Source organism: Leclercia sp. 29361, from assembly GCF_011290365.1.
Classification (GTDB): Bacteria; Pseudomonadota; Gammaproteobacteria; order Enterobacterales; family Enterobacteriaceae; genus Enterobacter; species Enterobacter tamurae.
Map to the genome: position 1 here is coordinate 2,226,357 of NZ_CP049786.1, position 20,961 is coordinate 2,247,317.

Sequence of the window (20,961 nt, forward strand, 5' to 3'; positions counted from 1 at the left end):
AGATGACCATTGTCAGCGAAAAAAAGCCTGAAGAGGCGACCTTCCGCCACGTGATCCCGGCGGGCGAGCCCTACCTGTTTGAAGTAAAAAAGGGCCAGACCTTGCGCCTGCTGGATCTGGAGGGTAACCAGGCGGTGGATACCCTGTTCTATAGCGCCGAAAACCCGCGGGAGCGCTACGACGCTCAGCGCACGCTGCGTCGGCAGAACAACGCCTATCTGACCAGCGGGAGCGTGCTCTACTCCAATCTCGGCAACCCGCTGCTGACCATCGTGGCTGATACCTGTGGACGACACGATACGCTCGGCGGGGCCTGCGCCCAGGAGAGTAACACCGTGCGCTATGCCCTCGACAAGCGCCATATGCACAGCTGCCGGGACAACTTCCTCTGCGCCTGTCTGCACGATGGCCGCCTGCAAAAGCGCGATATCGGGGCCAACATCAACTTCTTTATGAACGTGCCGGTCACCCCGGAGGGCGGGCTGACCTTTGCCGACGGTATCTCCGCCCCGGGGAAATATGTCGAACTGCGCGCGGAGTGCAACGTCATCGTGCTGATCTCCAACTGCCCGCAGCTGAATAACCCCTGCAACGGCTGGAACCCGACCCCGGCGGAGGTACTGGTATGGAACTGACGCCCACCCGCTGGCAGCGCCTGCGCCAGATGCTTTACCGCCTGTTCGAGGTGCGCGCCGGACGCATCCTGCCGTAAACGTTTTTTCCCCGTGGACGACCATGCGGTGAGCCAATTTTCGGCGGGACGACCCGCCACGATTGAGTCTGAACTATGTTGACGAAACTCCTGATTGCCAACCGCGGGGCGATTGCCTGCCGCATTCTGCGCACGCTGCGCGCCATGAACATCGGCGGCGTGGCGGTCTATTCCGAAGCGGATATCAGCAGCCTGCATCTTCGCGAGGCCGACGAGGCCCTGAGCCTGGGCGACGGCCCGGCGGCGAACACCTATCTGGTCAGTGAAAAAATCATTGCCGCGGCGAAAGCCAGCGGTGCTCAGGCGATCCATCCGGGCTACGGTTTTCTCTCGGAGAACGCCGCCTTTGCCGAAGCCTGCGAGACCGCGGGTATTGCCTTTGTCGGCCCCACGCCGGAGCAACTGCGACTTTTTGGCCTGAAACATACCGCCCGGGCGCTGGCCAGGGCCCACGGGGTGCCGATGCTGGAAGGCACCGAACTGCTGGCGGATGTGAATGAGGCGCTGACAGCCGCCGAACAGGTCGGCTACCCGGTGATGCTGAAAAGCACCGCGGGCGGGGGCGGGATCGGCATGCGCGTCTGCTCTACCGCCGCCGAACTCTTCGAGGCCTTCGATGCGGTGGTGCGGCTGGGGAAAAACAACTTCAGCGATGCGGGGGTGTTTATTGAGAAGTACATCGAGCGGGCACGGCATCTCGAAGTCCAGCTGTTTGGCGACGGCAAGGGTGAGGTGATCGCCCTCGGCGTGCGCGACTGCTCGGTGCAGCGACGTAACCAGAAGGTGCTTGAGGAGACCCCTGCGCCGAACCTGCCCGACGGGATGGGGGACGCCCTGTGCCATGCTGCGATCACCCTGGGTAAAGCGGTCAACTACCGCAGCGCGGGCACCGTGGAGTTTGTCTACGACAGCAACGCAGAGCGGTTCTACTTCCTCGAAGTGAATACCCGTTTGCAGGTGGAGCACGGCGTCACCGAGCAGGTGTGGGGCGTGGACCTGGTGCGCTGGATGATTGAGCTGGCAGCCGGAACCTTGCCGCCGCTGGCGGAACTGCGCGATAGCCTGCAACCTGACGGCCATGCCATTCAGGCGCGAGTCTATGCGGAAGATCCCGGTCGTCAGTTCCAGCCCTCGCCGGGCCTGCTCACCGAGGTGGTGTTCCCGGCGGATGACCGTCGCTCTCTGCGCATCGATACCTGGGTAGAGTCCGGCTGTGAAGTCCCGCCATTTTTTGATCCGATGCTGGCGAAAATCATCGCCTGGCAACCCACGCGCGATGCGGCGATGGAGACCCTGCATGCCGCCCTGGGTAACACTCATCTGTACGGCGTGGAGACTAACCGCAGCTACCTGCAGCAGATCTTAACCTTTACCCCGTTCGCCAGCGGCGAGCCCTGGACCCGCTGTCTGGAGGGGCTAACCTACCAGGCTTCTACCCTGGAGGTGCTGAGCGCCGGAACGCAAACCACGGTGCAGGATTACCCAGGGCGCACTGGCTACTGGGCGGTCGGGGTGCCGCCATCGGGACCAATGGACAGCCGGGCGCTGCGTCTCGGCAACCGTCTGCTGGGCAATGATGACCGCGCCGCGGCGCTGGAGATCACCCTCAGTGGCCCGACGCTGAAATTTAACTGCGATGCCCAGCTGGTGGTGACCGGGGCAGAGATTGACCTTACCCTCGACGGCGAGCCGCTGGAAAACAACCGGGTCTTTACCGTGCAGCGCGGCATGACGCTGCGAATGGGAGATATCATTAACGACGGCGTGCGCAGCTATCTGTGCCTGCGCGGCGGATTTAACGTCCCGGATTACCTCGGGAGCAAAAGCACCTTTACCCTCGGGCAGTTTGGCGGTCACGCCGGACGCGCCCTGCGTACCGGGGATGTGCTGCACGTTGCGCCATTGACCGCGCCATGCCCGGAACAGCACCTGCCTCAGGCCTTGCGTACCACCCTGGGCGCGGTGCGTGAACTGCGGGTGATCTACGGCCCGCACGGCGCGCCGGAATATTTTACTCCTGAATACATGCAGACCTTCCTCACCACCGACTGGGAAGTGCATTTCAACTCCAGCCGCACCGGCGTGCGCCTCATCGGCCCTAAACCCGAGTGGGTGCGCGACAGCGGCGGCGAGGCGGGTCTGCATCCGTCGAACATTCACGACAACCCCTATGCCATCGGCGCAGTGGATTTTACCGGCGATATGCCGGTGATCCTCGGCCCGGATGGCCCGAGCCTGGGCGGGTTTGTCTGCCCGGTCACGATTATCGAGGCCGATCTGCCCGCGGTCGGGCAGCTGAAAGCGGGGGATAAAGTGCGCTTTGTGCCCGTCGACATTGCTACCGCCCGACGTCTGGCGCAGGCAGAGGAGGCGCAAATCGCCAGCCTGCACCCGCTGGTGGTCGACTGGCAGCCAGCCAAAATCACCTCGCCAGTAGTGCTGGAGCAGGGGCAGGGCGATAAACGGCTGGTGGCGCGGCTTTCCGGCGATACCCATCTGCTGCTGGAGATTGGCGATCCGGAGCTGGATCTGGTCCTGCGTTTTCGCGCTCACGCCCTGATGCAGGCCCTGGAAGCGCGAGCCCTGGACGGGGTGATTGATTTGACGCCGGGCATTCGCTCCCTGCAAATACACTATCAGCCTGAGGCGCTCAGCCTGACAGCGCTGCTGGAGGTGGTCGCTGGGTTGTGGCAGGACGTGTGCCTGCAGGATGCGCTGGAGGTGCCGTCGCGCGTCGTCTGGCTGCCGCTCTCCTGGGACGATCCGGCCTGCCAGAAAGCCATCGACAAATACATGACCACCGTGCGCCGGGACGCGCCCTGGTGTCCAAGCAACCTCGAATTTATTCGTCGCATTAACGATCTGGCGAATATCGACGAGGTCTACAAAACGGTGTTCGACGCCAGCTATCTGGTGATGGGGCTGGGGGATGTCTATCTCGGCGCGCCGGTGGCGACGCCGCTCGATCCGCGTCATCGACTGGTCACCACTAAATACAACCCGGCCCGCACCTGGACGGCGGAGAACTCGGTGGGGATCGGCGGGGCTTATCTGTGCGTCTACGGTATGGAGGGGCCGGGCGGGTATCAGTTCGTTGGGCGCACGCTGCAGATGTGGAGCCGTTATCATGCGGTAGAGGATTTTGGCGGCAAGCCCTGGCTGCTGCGCTTCTTCGATCAGATCCGCTTCTACCCGGTCTCCGCCGACGAGCTACTTACCATCCGCCGCGATTTCCCGCTCGGGCGCTACCCGCTGCGCATCGAACAGACCACCCTGAAGCTTGCCGAATATCAGCAATTTCTCGCTGACGAAGCCCAGGGCATTGAGGCGTTTCGCACTCATCAGCAGGGGGCATTTAACGCCGAGCGTGAGCGCTGGATCGCCAACGGCCAGGCGCACTTCGACAGCAGCGACGTGCTGGCGGAGGAGGGCGAGGATGCTCCGCTTCAGCCGGGACAGGCCGGGATCGACAGCCCGATATCCGGCAATCTGTGGCAGGTGAACGTTGAGGTCGGTACCCCGGTGCGCGAAGGTGATGTGCTGGTGGTGCTGGAGTCGATGAAGATGGAGATCCCGCTGGTGGCCTCACGGGACGGCGTGGTTAGTCAGGTGCGCGTCCAGCCTGGTTCCTCGGTGCGGGCGGGTCAGTGTGTGGTGGTTCTGGAGAAAACAGCATGATGCATCCCTTTGATTTACGCCTCGATGTACTGGCGCAGGCTTACCGCGAGGGCCGCTTCACGCCGCGGGAGGTGATGACCACTCTGCGCGAGCGGGCGCAGGCCCTGAACCCGGAGTTCAACACCTTTATTTATCTGCTTACCGCCGAAGAGCTGGAGCCCTATCTGGCCGCACTGGAGGGCGCGTCACCGCAGACGCTGCCGCTCTACGGCGTGCCCTTTGCCATCAAAGACAACATCGATCTGGCGGGGATAGAGACCACTGCCGCCTGTCCGGCGTTTGCCTACCGGGCAGAACAGGATGCGACTATCGTCGGCCAGTTGATTGCGCTGGGGGCCATTCCGCTGGGTAAAACCAATCTGGACCAGTTCGCCACCGGCTTAAACGGCACCCGCTCGCCCTGGGGCGCCTGTCGCAACAGCGTTAATGCGGAGTATCCGTCTGGAGGCTCCAGCGCGGGTTCCTCCCTGGCGGTGGCGCTCGGGCTGGCCAGCTTTGCCCTTGGCACCGATACCGCCGGGAGTGGCCGCGTGCCGGCCGCGCTGAATAATCTGGTCGGGCTAAAGGCAACCAAAGGGTTAATCTCTACGGCGGGTGTCGTGCCAGCCTGCCGCACTCTGGACTGCGTGACCTTCTTTACCGCCACCGCCGCCGAAGCCAGCCAGCTGCTGGCGCTAACGGCGGTGAAAGACTCGCGGGATGACTACAGCCGCGCTAATCCGGCATGGAACGGGGCGCAGGCGTTCGGCGTACCTGAAAAAGGTTTCCGCTTTGGCGTGCCGGACCGGCTGGAGTTTCTCGGCTGCGCTGAGAGCGAAGCGCTATATCACTCTGCAAAAAACCGTTTAATCGCGCTGGGTGGCATCCCGGTGACCATCGACTTTTCTCCGTTTTTAGCCGCGGCAACGCTACTCTACGACGGCCCGTGGGTCGCCGAGCGCTATCACGTTGCGGGGAAATTGATTGAGCAGCAGCCGGAGGCGGTTCTGCCGGTGATCCGCGATGTACTGCGCAAAGCCCCCGGAACTGACGCGGTGGCGGCGTTTGATGCCCAGTACAAACTTCAGCACTTCAAAACGCTCTGCGACGGGATAATGGCGGATCTGGACTGTGTGTTAACCCCGACCTATCCGCGTCCGGTGACCCTGGCGGAACTTGCGGAGGAGCCGGTAAAACGCAACTCCGAGCTGGGGGTCTACACCAACTTTATGAACCTGCTGGACTATGCTGCCGTGGCGGTGCCTGCGGGCGTGATGGGGAATGGGTTGCCGTCAGGCGTGACGCTGTTTGGGCGGGCTTTTACCGACCAGTATCTGCTCAGCCTTGCCGGGGCGTTACAACGTCACCTGAAGCTGGCTTTGCCCGGCGATCGCCAGATTCAGGCGGCTTCACCCGTTACCACCGCCAGCCACGATCGCCTGTCGGTGGTGGTCTGCGGGGCACACCTCGACGGGCTGGCGCTGAACCATCAGCTGCGTCAGCGGGGGGCAACGCTCCGCGAGACCACCCGCAGCGCACCGCACTATCGGCTGTATGCTCTGGCCGACGGTAAACGCCCCGGCATGGTGCGCGACCGCGAACAGGGGGTGGCCATCGCCGTTGAGGTGTGGGATCTGCCCCATACCGAAGTGGGATCGTTTCTGGCCGGGATCCCGGCACCACTGGGGCTCGGCAAAGTTGAACTGGAGGACGGACGCTGGTTAACGGGATTTATCTGCGAGGCGTATGGTCTGCAGGGGGCAAAAGATATCACTTCGTTTGGCGGCTGGCGGGCCTGGCTTGCTCACCAGCGGTGAGCAGCCAGGAATAAGGTTACCGGTAGAGCGGCTTCTCTGCCACCGGGATCAACAACGTGGATTGCCAGTCGGCCAGCGTCAGCTGGGCCAGCTGTCCCAGCGCCCGGTAGAACGGGTGGCCTGCGTTTTCGACAAACACGGTGAGAAAACGGGTGCTCCACGGCAAAAGATGCCAGGCCAGAAGCTGATCCCGCTCCGCATCACGCCCTGTTTCTGCCAGCCAGGCGGCCAGCAGCAGCAGGGTACCGAAGTGATCTTCCGGTTCGTTCTGCGCCATCTCAAAGACAATGCCGTTGTCGCGCATCCACTGACGCAGCGCCAGGGTGGAGTCGCCGAACAGCACCGATTCGCGATCCAGCCAGACCGATCCCCATGGCGGGGCGGGCAGCGCCCAGGGGCCGATAAATAGCCGCTGCCAGGCATCGGGGAGCGGTTCGTCAGACGGCTGGCGCAGGGCGTCGGCGAGGGGGGCTAACTGCCCGGGCGGCAGCGGCCAGTCCTGCTGCCAGTCGCCCTGAGTCAGGGCTGTCACCAATGGGGCAGCCTGCTCGCTGTCCGGGGCAAAATAAAACAGTGCGCCCAGGACCCGGGCGGTAAACGCAAAACCTTCATTCATTACTGCATTCCTTGAACGGCGCGGGTTGCCCCGCGCTGACACATTATCCGGCAATCGCCATACCTACGGTCATATGCAGGCCGTAGAAGACGCCACGGCCAATAAGCTCTCCGGCCACCACCAGCAGCAGCCCCAACGTGAGTCCCGGTAACGTCGGGACTTTGCGCCGCACCAGCGCGCAGAGCCAGCAGCCCAACCCGGCCGCCAGCAGTATGATACGCCACACCTGCAGGGAACCATAATCCGGCACCAGGGCGTTGGCCTGCTGGACGGAAGTGTGGATGTTCCCGAGATCATGACTCTGCATAACCACTGCCGCCACGCCGATCAGCAGCGCCACCACGGCGATCCCTGCCGCCACATGGGCATTAAAATGCGCCTTCGCCAGCCGCATCAGCAGGGCCGCAAACAGCGGGCCGCCGAGGAGCATCGTCAGGAAGAAATTCAGGGTGGTGTAGCCGTTATGCCAGGTGGGCACCGTATCAATCTGATACACGCGGGTCATCGCCCAGACAAACACCAGCCCCAACACCATGCTCAGCACCAGCCAGATCTTGCCCAGCGTTGCCGGCATTTTGCCGAGGACGGCCACCAGCCACCAGAAGCCGCCGACGGCAAAGAACAGCGACCCGCTGGCAATTTCGTTGCTCAGGCCGGAGGCGCCGACGCGATTCAGGGAGTTAAAGGCGCGTAGCGGCGAGCCGAGGTGCAGCACCGAGGCGACAAAACCCAACCCCATCACCAGCCATAAAAAGAACATGCTGCGCACCAGGCGGTAGCGTACCACCGGGTCGTGCTCGCGGATCCAGGCTGCGCCTGCCACTATCAATGCCCCGACGACGCACTGACCGAACACGGTAAAAATGACCAGCGGCCATTCATGCCATCCATTTCCCATCTCACACCTCCTTTGGATTGGCCAGATAGCCGGTGGTATCACCCGTGGGTCGGCTGTTGGCATTGGGTTTAATGACGATACTCGGCTTCGTGAAGTGCGCCGACGGCAGCGGGGCGACGGCGGCCAGCTTGCCGTGTTTCTGACGCAACTCCTCAATCGGGCCGAAGTCCAGGGCCCGCAGCGGGCAGGACTCGACGCAGATCGGTTTTTTACCGTCGGCGACACGCTCATGGCAGCCGTCGCACTTGGTCATATGGCCTTTGGCGGCGTTGTACTGCGGGGCGCCGTACGGGCAGGCCATATGGCAGTAGCGACACCCGATGCAGACATCCTCATTCACCACCACAAAGCCGTCCTCGCGCTTGTGCATCGCCCCGCTGGGGCAGACTTTGGTGCAGGCCGGATCCTCGCAGTGGTTGCAGGCGATGGAGAGGTAGTAGGCAAATACGTTCTGCTGCCAGACGCCGTTGTCCTCCTGCCAGTCGCCGCCCGTGTACTCGTAGATGCGGCGGAAGCTGACGTCCGGGGTCAGGTCCTTGTAATCCTTGCACGCCAGTTCGCAGGTTTTACACCCGGTGCAGCGGCTGGAATCAATAAAAAATCCATACTGAGTGGTCATCGGCTACTCCTTACGCCTTCTCGATTTGCACCAGATTGGTGTGTTGTGGGTTGCCCTTCGCCAGCGGCGACGGACGGTGCGTGGTCAGGGTGTTCATGCAGGCGCCGTGGTCAACGCGGTCGCCCTGCATATCTGCCTGATGCCACGCCCCCTGGCCCATGGCGCTGACCCCCGGCATGATCCGCGGCGTGACTTTGGCGGCAATGCGCACTTCGCCCCGGGTATTAAAGACCCGCACCATGTCGCCGTTTTGGATGCCGCGCGCCCGGGCATCCACCGGGTTGAGCCACACTTCCTGGCGGCAGGCGGCCTGCAGCACGTCCACGTTGCCGTAGCTGGAGTGGGTGCGGGCTTTATAGTGAAAGCCGAACAGCTGGAGTGGGAACTGGCCGCGATCGTCCGAGTCCCAGCCTTCGAAGGTGGAGGCATACACCGGCAGCGGGCTGATGGTTTCATCCGCCTGCAGCTCCCAGGTGCGGGCGATCTCTGCCAGCCGACTGGAGTAGATCTCGATTTTGCCCGACGGGGTTTTCAGCGGGTTGGCCTCAGGATCGTCGCGGAATTTCTTGTAGGCCACAAAGTGACCGTTGGGATCTTTTCGCTTATAGATGCCCATCTCTTTGAGCGCCTCGTAAGAGGGGAGCTGCGGATCTTTCGCCACCATTTTGGCGTACAGATACTGCAACCACTCCTCCTGAGTACGGCCTTCGGTAAAGCGCTGATGGATATCTGGCCCGAGGCGTTTCGCCACTTCGCTCATGATCCAGTAGATAGGTTTACGTTCGAATTTTGGCGCGGTCACCGGCTGGAGGAAAATTAGGTAGCCCATATTCCCGGCATAATCGTTGGGAATAATGTCCTCCTGCTCGACGGTCATCAGATCGGGCAGCAGCAGGTCGGCATATTTCGCCGACGAGGTCATGAAGTTGTCGATTACCACGATCATTTCGCACTTACTCTCGTCCTGCAGAATGTCGTGGGTTTTGTTGATGTCCGAGTGCTGGTTGATGATGGTGTTGCCGGCGTAGTTCCAGATGGACTCCACTGTCAGACGGATGGACGGACTTGAAGTAGTTGACTCAACGCTACTTAAGGTCCTGATATGACTGACATTAACCATGACAATACTGTATATCCATCCAGTTCTTTCTCTGGGTCTCCCTATCTGTATCAGCAAGTCTACACCTCAAGTCCTGACACAAGGCTGACACAAATCAACCTATTGGCTACGCCTCAGTTAGTCCGTAGAGCCAATGGTCGATATACTATCCGCTTCAGACTCAAGGGACAGACCATCCCGTTTCTTTCAGTATCGACCCGCAGCACAGACAGGAGAGTAGCCACAATGCGTCAGAGAGAGCTTGCAGCCACAGCTAAGACCTTCATGTTGGATAGGCCTGAAGTCTCACTACAGGAGCTTACAGAGCATCTCCGGTCTATGGCTGAGCAGTTTCTGACAGACGCTAGTGACGATTACTGGAATGGACTTGAGGTCGCTACTCTGGTCGACGAGAAGTCCAACCTGAGGGAGCTAGCCGCTACGCAAGCCTTGAGTCTGGACCAGCAGAAGGGCATAAGGTTAGCGCTTGAAGTCCTGACCGCAGCACAGCAGAGGGTAGACACTGGTGATACCTCTGGCCTGATTGATATTGTGATGAATAACCCTACGGATTACTCAACTATATGCGACTCTATGGCAATTCTGAGTAACGAGCAGGGAGTCAGCCCAGAAGTATTCACGCAGGAGCGCCAACCTGAGGTCGCTATCTGTAGTTTTTCTGAGCTTGTGTCCTCACTGCTGGCTGAGAAGGTTCAGACCTTGAAGACATCCAGCTACAAGGACCTCTCGTCCTCACTGAATACCGTCTCCCGGTTCCTTACTTCTGGCATGGACCTGATGTCCCGCTCTGAGTGGCTGGCAGTGAGGGACGCTATGCTGTCTGCTGAGGTGAGACCATCGACGATTAACAAGCTACTGACCAAGGCGAAGATGTGTCTGGACTATGGCCTGATGAATGGGCAACTTGAGGGCCGCAACCCGATTGAGCGCATGAAGTTAACTAAGGATGTAGACTCCAAGCGTAGAGCATTCACTGACGAGGAGCTGGAGAGACTTCTTGTCCGGGTAGAGGCTGAGTATCAGTTCACGCGACACACCGCTCACACGACCTCTGAGGCTCGCAGATGGGCGACTCTGGTATCTGTGGTCACTGGAGCTAGGTCTGCTGAGGTCTGCCACCTGATTAAACGTGACATTGTAACCTTGGACAATGGACTGGTCTGTATCGACATTAATGAAGATGGGGACGGGAAGTCCGTAAAGAACAAGCATTCAGTCCGACTTGTACCGCTGACCGATGGCGCTTATGGGTTTGACCTGACGTCCTTCCTGTCGTGGGTAGACGCTCAGCCTGATGATGGTCCTCTCTTCGGGATGACACCGAGCGCCTACTCTAGCTGGTTTAACTCTCGGGTCCTGACTGAGGCCCTGCCAGACGCCGATAACGTCTCGCTTCATAGTCTGAGGCATTGGCTGGCGACCCGTATGAAAGAGCGTGGTGTCAATCTGGTGGACGCTCAGGGCATCTTAGGTCATAGCTCGCAGTCAATCACTTACGACCTGTACGGGAAGGGGCACGCGGTAGGACGTCTGGCTGATGCGCTAAATCTGGCACTGGTAGGGATGTGAGTGGAGAATCGTAATGGTTAAAGAGTTTAAAGTCCGTAAAGAAAATAAGCCGTCATATGAATGTATGATTACTGCTGAAACCTGTTTGGGGTTAGCAGGTCTGGCGACCGAGGAGTGGGAGCGTGAGCACCATTATCGTACAGGTATCATATTCACTGCCTTTGCTATTGAGGCTATGTTCATCTTCTATAGAAAACAGGTTGACCCCGGTTACGATAAGACGAAACCAGAGTGCAGAAAGACAATGCACAAGAAAACGTTAAAATTGTGCGGCTTTACTAATTATATGGGGACAAAACCTTATCAAATTATCAAAGAGTGTCTTGAGGTAAGAGATGCAATTGCTCACGGCGATTCGTACACTTCCAGCTATAATTTCTCAGCGGATCATTTGGATAACCAAGACGATATTGCAAGAGGTGTCTTGGCGGTAAACTCCGAACAATTCCGGGGATTAACTGCCGACCTCCTTAAGAAATACATTGAGATGGCAAAGCATATTGACCATGAGATTTATGATAACGGTTACAGGCCTTCTGAAGAGGACCTTCCGGCAGCCGAGCGTAGAAACCTGATGTTAGCTTTCGGGGTCAGTGGGGTGTCAATGTGGCCTAGCGTCTGAACGTAGGGGCTTAACTAGCATTTTAAGGATAGATATGGTTCTGCGAAATATTATAATTGATATAGTTTACAAGGGTTACAATTAGCGGGCATTATACCTTCACTATAGGGAAGGGGACTAAACTATCACTATAGGGGACCCCTAGCCCTCGACCCATACACACATTCATTTAGTCTCAGGCTTCCGGTAGCGGACCGATTGGAAACCATCCGCAGACGCCTAGTGTTAAATCACCTTGCGCCTGAGACCATTCTCTTTAACGTAGGTTATCTTCCCTTTTGACAGGCGGGGAGCAGAAGACCGCATCCGACTTTAAGTTGGCTCTGCGATAATCGCTGCGCGGATAACTGAAGAACCAAGACATCATTGCTGAGGTCTGCCATCCATTGAGGACAGGCGGAAACTCAAAGAGGTTAGACCAGTGGTGTCTGAGGTTTGGGCTTTGAGTCCTGACCAGCAGGCTGGAGGAGACCATGAGTTTATCTTGTTATGGATTGTGTTATCACAATTCCCATAAGAAGAACTTTAAGTCCAGCCAGCCAAAGTAAACATGGTCGCAAATCTTATACCCTCACTATAGGGACCATGCATTCCGCCTCCGGTCTTGATGCGTCAAGTTATGCGGAAGCTCTCCCGACATTAAGTCTTTCTCAGAAGACATCCCAAGGCAAGACAGCCTCTGTCAGACCTCCTGTATCGACCTCCAGCTCGTTAGCGTTCTTCAGTCATCTCATTGGCTTAAGTCTATCACCGCTCACCATCTGGGGTCCTTACAGCTCGTCCTGACATGCGGTCTCACCTTTATATGTACATGTAGAGACACCGGGTCACTCCAGACACCAGATGCAAAACTTTGCAACCGAACGGAAAACTTTCCTACCGTCTGGTAGTGGACTTGACGCGCTCAAAACTGAGCTGGTTGGCGAGGAAGTCTCCCTCCGAGTGGAGGACCAAAGACGCTAAGCGATTCTCTACCGTCCCGCAAAAAATGCGGGCCGTGAAGACAGGGCGTTACCGCTCAAAACTGAGCAGTCACCACCACCACCACCATCATCTCTGGTCTTCACACGACCTCATCATCACCTCAAGTCTTTCTGTATGTCTCCTGTTGCCTGTGAGTCTCCCTATCGTTGGGGGCTTGAGTAGGCTCTCAGGGTGTGACTTCAGGAGGCATAACAAAAGGAGTACAACGATATGTCAAACCTTAACGCTAACCACATCATCTACATCGACGGTCAACCATTCAAAGCGAATGAGGACGGGATGTGGAACCTGACCGAAATCTGGAAGACCCTGAAGCTACCGAGGGGTAAGGCCCCTTCCGAGTGGAAGACCAAAGAGGCGAGACGATTTGCAGCCACTCCGGTAAAATTGCGGAGTGAGCGGGTCGGCTCTACACAGCACATCTTCTCTAATAAGCAAGTTACGCTCCGGTACGCTGGATGGGTGTCTTATGACTTTGAGGATATGGTCTACGCTGCCTTTGAGTCCATTCTGGCGATGCCTGAAGTCCAGACCGTTGTCGTCAACAAGATGGTGGAGCTGGGCTATCACGCCGAAGCTGAGCTACTGGAGCGACACTCTAACGCTGACCGAGACTACGCCCATCACCAGATGTCTACCCTGTTTAGTAAAGCGGACGGACGCAAGCCTGAGCGCCTGTATAAGGCTGTCAAAGCTGGTCACGTGACCAAGGATAAGGCCTTGAGTCTGCTCCCCGCAGGTAGCGCCTGGGCTGCACGAGTGGAGGGACTCTAAGATGATGATTGACCCTCGTACACCTATTGGCAAAGCGACCCTTCGTTACCGTGGTCTTCCCACTCGTCACCTCCTGTCCCTGCTGAGACTTGGAGTCGCTGACTCTGAGCGCCCGTACTACAGTCGAGACGAACTTATAGCGATGCTGGTCGACCGTGATTTGAATAATCAGTTACGTCGGGCGTTCGCCAAACTAGAGTCTTAACCTTATGGGGCAGAAAAGACCGCCGCATAAACCTATCGTCTGATGACCGCTCCGGAAATCTCCGGACCGCCCGTAGTGAGCTGGAGTCTTGAGTGGAAATTCCCACGCAAGGTCTTTGACCATACCAAACCTAATTTAAAACCTTTTGAGATGACCGATGCGGGGAGACCCGTAGGCATAACTGTGTCTGCGGTACCGATAGTCTCAACTCTCAAGAGGAGTAATTACTATGTTATTCAATAACCAAGACTGGAAACTGTCAGTCACCGACATCAATCTCTATGAAAATACTGTGAGTCTGGACGGTCAGTCCTATCCGCTGTCGCTCGCTATCAAGACCCTCATTCCGGGCTACCTGTCAGGCCTGCCGTCTACCAGCCGTGAGTCTATGGAGTTACTGGAAGCTCTGGCTGAAGCTGGCGTAGCTATTGGTAACTTCTTCAGTAATGACCTGATGATCGCCTACCAACGTCGCCAGCAGAACAAGCGAGCCGAGGCTGAGCGTATCGCTAAAGAGCAGCGCATTCAGGCTGAGCGTATGCGTGAAGAGAACATGACCGATGCAGAGTGGCAGAAAGAGCTACAGCGCCGCGAACAGGTCAAAGCTGAACGCCGGACCTATGGTGAGAACCTGCGCAGTGCTACCCATTCCGCTGGTCGCTCCCGTGCCGCTATCGTCGCTGACATTGAGTCAGGCGGTAACTGGATGGACAGCCTCTAAGACAGACACACAAGTGGTCCTGACCTGATGTCGGGACCCACAGTATCTAAAACTAATTTAGGAGATTGATTATTATGACCATGATTAAAGATAGCTATCAGTTCGGCATTGAGCCAGTACGTATCACCGACACCGACAACATTCAGGTTAACGAAGGTCTGCCAACTAACGCTGACCCACAGGTCTATGCCCTCCAGTTAGCTAAGACGGTTAAGGCTATGCTGAACGGTGTACTTAAAGACGCTCAGGATAACATTCCGTTCCCTGTAGAAGTCCTGCCTACCCGCAATAGCCTGCCTACCCCAATCATCGCCCACACTCTGTCTGACCGCTCTGTGGTCGTCCCTGTACGCGGTGGTGAGCGACCTGAAGTCGTGACCGTTCCGTCTGGTCAGGAGATTGTCGTCGAACCTATCGAACAGGCAATCCTCATCTCGGAGCAAACTAAACTGTGGGACGCCAAGTCCTCCACTGGTTTCACTCATGGCACACTCCAGCAGGACGCTATGAACATCTGTGAGAATGTGGTCCGTACCATCAACGCTCGCATGGTTGACGTTCTGGAGTCCTCCAAGCTGCTGAAGACCGTAGAGCTGCCAGTCCTGACTGGAAGCCTGACCACTAAGGCAGACGCTATCATGGACGCTCTGTTTGAGAACACCGAGTCCTCTTTCGGCTCTGAAGTGTCTGATTACGGCATCATCGCCCATGAGTCCCAACTGAAAGCGCTGTCCCGTCTGGCTGCTAAACAGGGCTTCTCTGGTGAAGACGCTATCGTGGATATGCTGGGTACCGACATCGCGTATTACAACGGTGAGGACAAAGGTGTGTTCATGCTGGCTAAACGCTTCACGGCCCTGAGCTTCGGCTGCTTCCGTCACGACGGTGAGAATATTACGGTCGTCCTTTCACGTGATGGCGACTCTCAGTCCCACGACTTGGAAATCCTCGGTAAAGTGTTCGTTGTCGCTGAAGCTGCTACGACCATCAAGATGGGCACTGGCTCAGCTACTGCCGTCCTGCCTGTAGTCAAACGCCTGAAGTTCACCAAGACCGAAGCGTAAGACCAATGGGTAAGAGCATTAGTAAAGGCTTCAGGTCCATCGCCAAGGGCCTGACAGGTGGTGGTGGGACTCAAGGTGGGGCTTCGGTCCCGCCTCCTGTAGCTCCTCCTGTAGCTCCTCCAGATGACGCTCAGCAAGCTGTAGTCGATACCCAAGGTCAGGAGACCGAGGGAGGTAAGACCATGAGCAGGGGTAAGTCTGGACTGAATATCAGCAGGACTTCAGGTGGTGGCCTGTCACTGTGATTAACTAACTACGGTCTGGACTAATGGTCTGGGCCTTATTACTGGTATGGTAGTATACAGGCGAAGGAGGAGCCAATGTCTATGACTTCCGCAGACCTAAGGTCCCTCCTGACTCTGGTCTATAAACTCGTGTTCCTCTCTGTGGGCCTCTATATGGTCCTCTCCGGTCGACTCGGTGTAAATGTATTCGACACTCTGTCTAAGGCTGTGGGTGGGCTTCTGGGGGCTTAGGTTTGGACTCACAGTGGGACCGATGGTTTCTGACAGAAAAATGTGAATGACCATCTAATACATTAAGCCAGCAGACTTCCCCCCATAGCCCGCCTCAAGTCCAGACCGAGGCCACCGGGGGTCCTGACCAGCCGTCTAGACATCCCGTCTAATGACACAAGTCTGGCACAAAGAATGACACAAGGTCTTGACTCAATGCAGGACCTCAGGCCTACTAAGGGTCCGCTTCAAGTCCTTGAAGTTCCAGATGAACTTAATCGGCACGTCGAGCTTATCTTTGCCGCGCACCCCGTCGCGAGTAGCGGTCATCTCCGGCCCGCGGGCGATGGCGTCGGTCCAGCTGAAGCAGGAGATCTGCGTTTTGACCGGGTTATCCGGCAGCGGCATCCGCTCGATGGTGATGGTGTAGGTCGATTCACGCGCGCCGCTGTTGCCGCCGTTAATCCCGACGTTGCCGGTGAGGATCGGAAGCATGGCGATGGCCCTTGACGTTAGCTCGCCGTTGGCCTGGCGCTGCGGGCCCCAGCCCTGGCAAATGTACGCCGGTTTGGCCGTACCGATCTCCCGGGCCAGCTTGATAATCCGGTCTGCGGGAATACCGGTGATAGCCGCGGCCCAGTCCGGGGTTTTGGCCGTTGCATCTTCGCCGTGGCCCAGAATGTAGGCCTTGTAATGGCCGTTGGCAGGCGCGCCCTCGGGGAGCGTAGTTTCGTCGTAGCCGACACAATATTTATCGAGGAACGGCTGATCGACGAGGTTTTCGTTTATCAGCACCCAGGCGATACCGGCTACCAGCGCCGCATCCGTGCCCGGCCGGATCGGGATCCACTCGTCTTCGCGCCCGGCGGCGGTGTCGGTGTAGCGAGGATCGATGACGATCATGCGCGCATTCGAGCGTTCCCGCGCCTGTTCGAGGTAATAGGTGATCCCGCCGCCGCTCATACGCGTTTCCGCCGGGTTGTTGCCGAACATCACCACCAGCTTGCTGTTCTCGATATCGGAGGTGCTGTTGCCGTCGTTACTGCCGTAGGTGTAGGGCATGGCGCAGGCGATTTGCGCCGTGCTGTAGGTACCGTAATGGCTAAGAAATCCGCCGTAACAGTTCATCAGACGCGCCACCAGAGAGGCGTAGGGCGAGGAGCGGGTGATATTACCGCCGACAATTCCGGAACTGTAATTAATGTAGACCGCTTCGTTGCCGTATTTAGCCACAACGTCACGCAGGCTGTTGCTGAGCAGATCCAGCGCCTCATTCCAGCTGATGCGTTCGAACTTGCCTTCGCCGCGTTTACCGACGCGTTTCATGGGGTAATTCAGGCGGTCGGGATGGTTTATCCGTCGACGGATCGAGCGACCGCGCAGGCAGGCGCGCACCTGATGGTTGCCGTAAACATCGTCGCCGGTATTGTCCGTTTCGACCCAGTACACTTCCTCATCCCGGACGTGCAGCCGCAGCGCGCAGCGACTGCCGCAGTTCACCGAGCAGGCTCCCCACACCACTTTATCCGCGCCAGAATTAAGCGACGTGTTGAGTGCGGCAGCGGCAGGGCGTAAACCGAAGGGTAATGACACACCGCCGGCGGCCAGCGCAAGCGACCCGATGGCGGTGGATTTGACGAGGGTGCGGCGGCTGATCCCGCCGCTTTGCGCATTATCTGACATGGCTCACTCCATTATGTTCTTTATTAATGAACGTTTTCAGCCGTGATTAGGATCGGGCTAATGGAGTGAGAGTGTTACCCATTAAGGGGGAGATAATCTTAATGTATATCAAAACAAAGGGGATTCCCCCGCCTTAACGGGGGAGAACGTTTACTGTGGCTCGCGCGGTGCCGGGGCCTGGGTGCCGCCTCCGCTGACCGGGTAGTTTCCGCTGCTGGTGCGGGTGTAGAGGATTTTTAGAGTGTCATTGGCGCAATGACCCACCACTTCGGCGTCGGGTTTATCGGCCTGATCGTTCGGCACAATGTTCAGCATAAAGCCGGATTCCGGGACGCCATTGTTGATAATTCGCTGCTGAATATCGCTTTTGATCCGCTCGCAGTTGTCGGGCGCGGCCAGCGCGGCCGGGGCAATGCCCGCCAGCAAAAGTGCAGTAATCCAAGGTAACCGTGTCATATCTGCCTCCTTACGACTGTGTGTGACTATAATATTAGCAGGGTTAATGTAAATGGTTGTATTTGCTACTATGACGGGCAATTATCTTCATCTATCGGTAGGTCATGTGAATAAACACGCGCTTATGCTTCTCCTGGCGGGTCTGTTGGTGGGGTGTGACAACACCAGCGCACCGCTGTCGTTTACGCCAGAGATGGCCAGCTTTTCTAACGAATTCGATTTTGATCCGCTTCGTGGGCCAGTGAAGGATTTCAGCCAGACGCTTTTCAATGACAAAGGGGAAGTGGCGAAGCGCGTTAGCGGGACGCTGTCGGCAGAAGGGTGTTTTGACAGCCTGGAAATGCAGGATCTGGAGTCGAACTCCGGCATCGCTCTGGTGCTGGATGCCAACTACTATCTCGATGCCCAGACTCAGCAGAAAAAGCTGCGGTTGCAGGGTAAGTGCCAGCTGGCGGAGATGCCTGCCTCGGGCGTCTCATGGGATACCGATGACAACGGGTTTATCGTGAGCGCCCACGGCAAAGATATGGAAATACGCTATCGCTACGATACCGACGGCTATCCGCTGGGTAAAACTACCGTGGCCGGGGAGCAACACCTGACGATTACGGCGACCCCGTCGGCCGACAAGCGCAAGCGAATGGACTATACCGCGGTCAGTCTGCTGAACGATAAACCCTTGGGAAATGTGAAGCAGACCTGCGAGTACGACCGGCATAACAACCCGGAGGAGTGCGAGCTGGTGATTGTGGATGCGAGCGTGAAGCCTGCGGTGTCGCGGAAGTACACCATCAAAAACAGCATTGAGTATTACTAACCACCGCGCAGCAGACTGCGCGGTGCGTTTGGACTGAAATCAGGGGGCCATCGTGCGGCCGGTGCGGCGATCCAGGCAGCGCAGGGTGTTCGGCTCCCAGTAGGCATTGACGTTTGCGCTCTGCTGGCATTTATCCCGCGCATCAAAGGCCACATCTTCTTTATCCCACTCTTTCTCCGCGCGGGTGTTCACCTTATGGCGCAGGTTGCGGGTGTCGTTCCATTGCTCTTTATCCATGGCGGCATTCTGGCGGCTCTGGGCGCTGTCGCCGGATTCAATAATCAGTTTGCTGGTGTTGGCGGATACTGGCGCGACGAAGACCGAGGCCAGCAGGGCAACCAGACAGAGGCGTGTGCTCAATTTACGCATAGCGATTTCCTTATGAATGGTGGAAATTCGAATCCCACCGCAGATTCTATAACAGTCCATTTTGAGGGCAAACCCATATCGGGTATGTGGAAAGGATCCTTTCACATTCGGGTATGATACCGCATCACTCCTTAGACAACGTTAAATATGTTTAAAACAACTCTGCTCTTTTTTGCCACCGCGCTGTGCGAAATTATCGGCTGCTTTCTGCCTTGGCTGTGGCTGAAGAAAGGCGCGTCGGTGCTGCTGTTAATTCCCGCGGGCGTTGCCCTGGCGCTGTTTGTCTGGCTGTTAACGCTCCATCCCGCAGCCAGCGGACGCGTCTATGCCGCCTACGGTGGGGTATATGTCTGCACCGCGCTGCTGTGGTTGCGGGTGGTGGATGGCGTTAAGTTAAGCCCGTACGACTGGGCTGGCGCCGCCATCGCGCTGTGCGGCATGATGATTATCGTAGCAGGCTGGGGGCGCGCTTAAGCGCCCAATCTGTGATCAAGCGGGGATTTTTCGATCTTCATACTTGTATGGTAGTAGGGTTGTTGCGTAAATTTCCTGCATCACAACAAGAGATGTAAGGAACCGGAAAATGAAGATTGTAGGGGCTGAAGTATTTGTCACCTGTCCAGGGCGCAACTTTGTCACGCTGAAAATCACCACCGACGAAGGGATCGTCGGTCTGGGTGATGCCACCTTAAACGGCCGCGAACTGTCCGTGGCCTCGTATCTGAAAGATCATCTCTGCCCGCAGTTAATTGGCCGGGATGCCCACCGTATCGAAGATATCTGGCAGTTCTTCTACAAAGGCGCCTACTGGCGTCGCGGCCCGGTCACTATGTCGGCGATTTCCGCCATCGACATGGCGCTGTGGGACATCAAAGCCAAAGCTGCCAACATGCCGCTGTACCAGCTGCTGGGCGGTGCCTCCCGTGAAGGGGTGATGGTTTACTGTCACACCACCGGCCACACCATCGACGATGTGCTGGAAGATTACGCCCGTCATAAAGAGATGGGATTCAAGGCCATCCGCGTCCAGTGCGGCGTGCCGGGAATGAAAACCACTTACGGCATGTCTAAAGGAAAAGGGCTGGCGTATGAACCTGCCACCAAAGGCAACTGGCCGGATGAACAGCTGTGGTCAACCGAAAAATACCTCGATTTTACCCCGAAACTGTTTGACGCCGTGCGCAGCAAGTATGGCTTTAATGAGCACCTGCTGCACGACATGCACCACCGCCTGACGCCAATTGAAGCCGCGCGCTTCGGCAAGAGCATCGAGCAGTACCGCATGTTCTGGATGGAAGATCCAACCCCGGCCGAGAACCAGGAGTGCTTCCGCCTGATCCGCCAGCATACCGTCACCCCGATTGCGGTGGGCGAGGTGTTTAACAGCATCTGGGATTGCAAACAGCTGATTGAAGAGCAGCTGATCGACTATATCCGCACCACCATTACCCATGCGGGTGGCATCACCGGGATGCGTCGGATTGCCGATTTCGCCTCGCTGTATCAGGTGCGTACCGGCTCTCACGGCCCGTCGGATCTCTCCCCGATTTGCCACGCGGCGGCGCTGCACTTTGACCTGTGGGTACCGAACTTTGGCGTGCAGGAGTACATGGGCTATTCCGAGCAGATGCTCGAGGTCTTCAACACCAACTGGACCTTCGAAGACGGCTACATGCATCCGGGCGATAAGCCGGGCCTGGGCATCGAGTTTGATGAAAAACTGGCGGCAAAATATCCCTACGATCCAGCCTACCTGCCGGTTGCCCGTCTGGAAGACGGCACGCTGTGGAACTGGTAAAGGAG

General features: G+C 57.6%; 16 protein-coding genes and 2 pseudogenes. 11 read left to right on the forward strand and 7 right to left on the reverse strand.

What is annotated here, in order from left to right:
- The first annotated feature begins 2 nt into the window (after positions 1-2).
- The 3 genes from G7090_RS10630 (at position 3) to atzF (ending at position 6,186) form a co-directional block, all read left to right on the forward strand.
- The gene (locus tag G7090_RS10630; RefSeq protein WP_166182368.1) at positions 3-635 is read left to right on the forward strand and encodes an urea amidolyase associated protein UAAP2; all 633 of its coding nucleotides are present in this window, start codon (positions 3-5) and stop codon (positions 633-635) included.
- A 152-nt stretch (positions 636-787) separates the two neighbouring features.
- Positions 788-4,390, forward strand: a complete 3,603-nt coding sequence (uca, locus tag G7090_RS10635; protein ID WP_166182369.1) for an urea carboxylase — start codon at positions 788-790, stop codon at positions 4,388-4,390.
- Entirely contained in the window at positions 4,387-6,186 is a 1,800-nt protein-coding gene (gene atzF / locus G7090_RS10640) for an allophanate hydrolase (protein ID WP_166182370.1), read from the forward strand. Before uca ends, atzF begins: the two co-directional genes overlap by 4 nt.
- A gap of 16 nt (positions 6,187-6,202) precedes the next feature.
- Here atzF and dmsD read toward each other — a convergent pair whose 3' ends face one another.
- The 4 genes and pseudogenes from dmsD to G7090_RS10660 all read right to left on the reverse strand — a co-directional run.
- The gene (dmsD, locus tag G7090_RS10645) at positions 6,203-6,802 is read right to left on the reverse strand and encodes a Tat proofreading chaperone DmsD (protein ID WP_106993820.1); all 600 of its coding nucleotides are present in this window, start codon (positions 6,800-6,802) and stop codon (positions 6,203-6,205) included.
- Positions 6,803-6,845: 43 nt separating this feature from the next.
- Positions 6,846-7,700: a dimethyl sulfoxide reductase anchor subunit family protein gene (locus tag G7090_RS10650; RefSeq protein ID WP_166182371.1), complete on the reverse strand. Its 855-nt coding sequence runs from the start codon at positions 7,698-7,700 to the stop codon at positions 6,846-6,848.
- Position 7,701: 1 nt separating this feature from the next.
- Positions 7,702-8,319 (reverse strand): DMSO/selenate family reductase complex B subunit, encoded by a 618-nt coding sequence (locus tag G7090_RS10655; protein WP_166182372.1) that lies wholly within the window; start codon positions 8,317-8,319, stop codon positions 7,702-7,704.
- 10 nt (positions 8,320-8,329) lie between these two features.
- Positions 8,330-9,364, reverse strand: a pseudogene (locus G7090_RS10660) (molybdopterin dinucleotide binding domain-containing protein); the annotation flags it as partial.
- A gap of 57 nt (positions 9,365-9,421) precedes the next feature.
- Between G7090_RS10660 and G7090_RS10665 the strand changes: the two are divergent.
- The 5 genes from G7090_RS10665 (at position 9,422) to G7090_RS10685 (ending at position 15,378) form a co-directional block, all read left to right on the forward strand.
- Positions 9,422-11,008 (forward strand): site-specific integrase, encoded by a 1,587-nt coding sequence (locus G7090_RS10665; protein ID WP_166182374.1) that lies wholly within the window; start codon positions 9,422-9,424, stop codon positions 11,006-11,008.
- 13 nt (positions 11,009-11,021) lie between these two features.
- On the forward strand, positions 11,022-11,630 hold the full coding sequence (locus tag G7090_RS23650) for a hypothetical protein (protein WP_199270884.1): 609 nt from the start codon (positions 11,022-11,024) through the stop codon (positions 11,628-11,630).
- Between the two features lie 1,194 nt (positions 11,631-12,824).
- Positions 12,825-13,388, forward strand: coding sequence for a hypothetical protein (locus G7090_RS10675; protein ID WP_059326841.1), 564 nt, complete (start codon positions 12,825-12,827; stop codon positions 13,386-13,388).
- 434 nt (positions 13,389-13,822) lie between these two features.
- The gene (locus G7090_RS10680; RefSeq protein WP_094089515.1) at positions 13,823-14,314 is read left to right on the forward strand and encodes a hypothetical protein; all 492 of its coding nucleotides are present in this window, start codon (positions 13,823-13,825) and stop codon (positions 14,312-14,314) included.
- Between the two features lie 74 nt (positions 14,315-14,388).
- Positions 14,389-15,378: a hypothetical protein gene (locus G7090_RS10685; protein WP_094089516.1), complete on the forward strand. Its 990-nt coding sequence runs from the start codon at positions 14,389-14,391 to the stop codon at positions 15,376-15,378.
- 713 nt (positions 15,379-16,091) lie between these two features.
- Here the strand turns inward: G7090_RS10685 and G7090_RS10690 are convergent.
- Together G7090_RS10690 and G7090_RS10695 are read right to left on the reverse strand one after the other, a co-directional pair.
- Positions 16,092-17,516 (reverse strand): annotated as a pseudogene (locus G7090_RS10690) (molybdopterin-dependent oxidoreductase); the annotation flags it as partial.
- A gap of 150 nt (positions 17,517-17,666) precedes the next feature.
- A complete protein-coding gene (locus tag G7090_RS10695) occupies positions 17,667-17,972 on the reverse strand; it encodes a DUF1161 domain-containing protein (protein ID WP_106993824.1) in 306 nt (101 codons plus the stop codon).
- Positions 17,973-18,078: 106 nt separating this feature from the next.
- Between G7090_RS10695 and G7090_RS10700 the strand changes: the two genes are divergently transcribed.
- On the forward strand, positions 18,079-18,789 hold the full coding sequence (locus tag G7090_RS10700) for a YnfC family lipoprotein (RefSeq protein ID WP_181247261.1): 711 nt from the start codon (positions 18,079-18,081) through the stop codon (positions 18,787-18,789).
- Positions 18,790-18,828: 39 nt separating this feature from the next.
- Here the strand turns inward: G7090_RS10700 and G7090_RS10705 are convergent, their stop codons facing one another.
- Positions 18,829-19,158 carry a DUF1283 family protein gene (locus tag G7090_RS10705; RefSeq protein WP_106993825.1) on the reverse strand — a complete coding sequence of 110 codons (330 nt, stop codon included), beginning with the start codon at positions 19,156-19,158 and terminating at the stop codon, positions 18,829-18,831.
- A gap of 147 nt (positions 19,159-19,305) precedes the next feature.
- Between G7090_RS10705 and G7090_RS10710 the strand changes: the two genes are divergently transcribed.
- Entirely contained in the window at positions 19,306-19,632 is a 327-nt protein-coding gene (locus G7090_RS10710) for a YnfA family protein (protein WP_166182376.1), read from the forward strand.
- Between the two features lie 109 nt (positions 19,633-19,741).
- Positions 19,742-20,956 carry a D-mannonate dehydratase ManD gene (manD, locus tag G7090_RS10715; protein ID WP_106993827.1) on the forward strand — a complete coding sequence of 405 codons (1,215 nt, stop codon included), beginning with the start codon at positions 19,742-19,744 and terminating at the stop codon, positions 20,954-20,956.
- The last annotated feature ends 5 nt before the right edge of the window (positions 20,957-20,961 follow it).

Coding starts and splice junctions, on each gene's coding strand:
- G7090_RS10630 (WP_166182368.1), top strand. CDS start 3: ATGACCATTGTCAGCGAAAAAAAGCCTGAAGAGGCGACCTTCCGCCAC.
- uca (WP_166182369.1), top strand. CDS start 788: ATGTTGACGAAACTCCTGATTGCCAACCGCGGGGCGATTGCCTGCCGC.
- atzF (WP_166182370.1), top strand. CDS start 4,387: ATGATGCATCCCTTTGATTTACGCCTCGATGTACTGGCGCAGGCTTAC.
- dmsD (WP_106993820.1), bottom strand. CDS start 6,802: ATGAATGAAGGTTTTGCGTTTACCGCCCGGGTCCTGGGCGCACTGTTT.
- G7090_RS10650 (WP_166182371.1), bottom strand. CDS start 7,700: ATGGGAAATGGATGGCATGAATGGCCGCTGGTCATTTTTACCGTGTTC.
- G7090_RS10655 (WP_166182372.1), bottom strand. CDS start 8,319: ATGACCACTCAGTATGGATTTTTTATTGATTCCAGCCGCTGCACCGGG.
- G7090_RS10665 (WP_166182374.1), top strand. CDS start 9,422: ATGACTGACATTAACCATGACAATACTGTATATCCATCCAGTTCTTTC.
- G7090_RS23650 (WP_199270884.1), top strand. CDS start 11,022: ATGGTTAAAGAGTTTAAAGTCCGTAAAGAAAATAAGCCGTCATATGAA.
- G7090_RS10675 (WP_059326841.1), top strand. CDS start 12,825: ATGTCAAACCTTAACGCTAACCACATCATCTACATCGACGGTCAACCA.
- G7090_RS10680 (WP_094089515.1), top strand. CDS start 13,823: ATGTTATTCAATAACCAAGACTGGAAACTGTCAGTCACCGACATCAAT.
- G7090_RS10685 (WP_094089516.1), top strand. CDS start 14,389: ATGACCATGATTAAAGATAGCTATCAGTTCGGCATTGAGCCAGTACGT.
- G7090_RS10695 (WP_106993824.1), bottom strand. CDS start 17,972: ATGACACGGTTACCTTGGATTACTGCACTTTTGCTGGCGGGCATTGCC.
- G7090_RS10705 (WP_106993825.1), bottom strand. CDS start 19,158: ATGCGTAAATTGAGCACACGCCTCTGTCTGGTTGCCCTGCTGGCCTCG.
- G7090_RS10710 (WP_166182376.1), top strand. CDS start 19,306: ATGTTTAAAACAACTCTGCTCTTTTTTGCCACCGCGCTGTGCGAAATT.
- manD (WP_106993827.1), top strand. CDS start 19,742: ATGAAGATTGTAGGGGCTGAAGTATTTGTCACCTGTCCAGGGCGCAAC.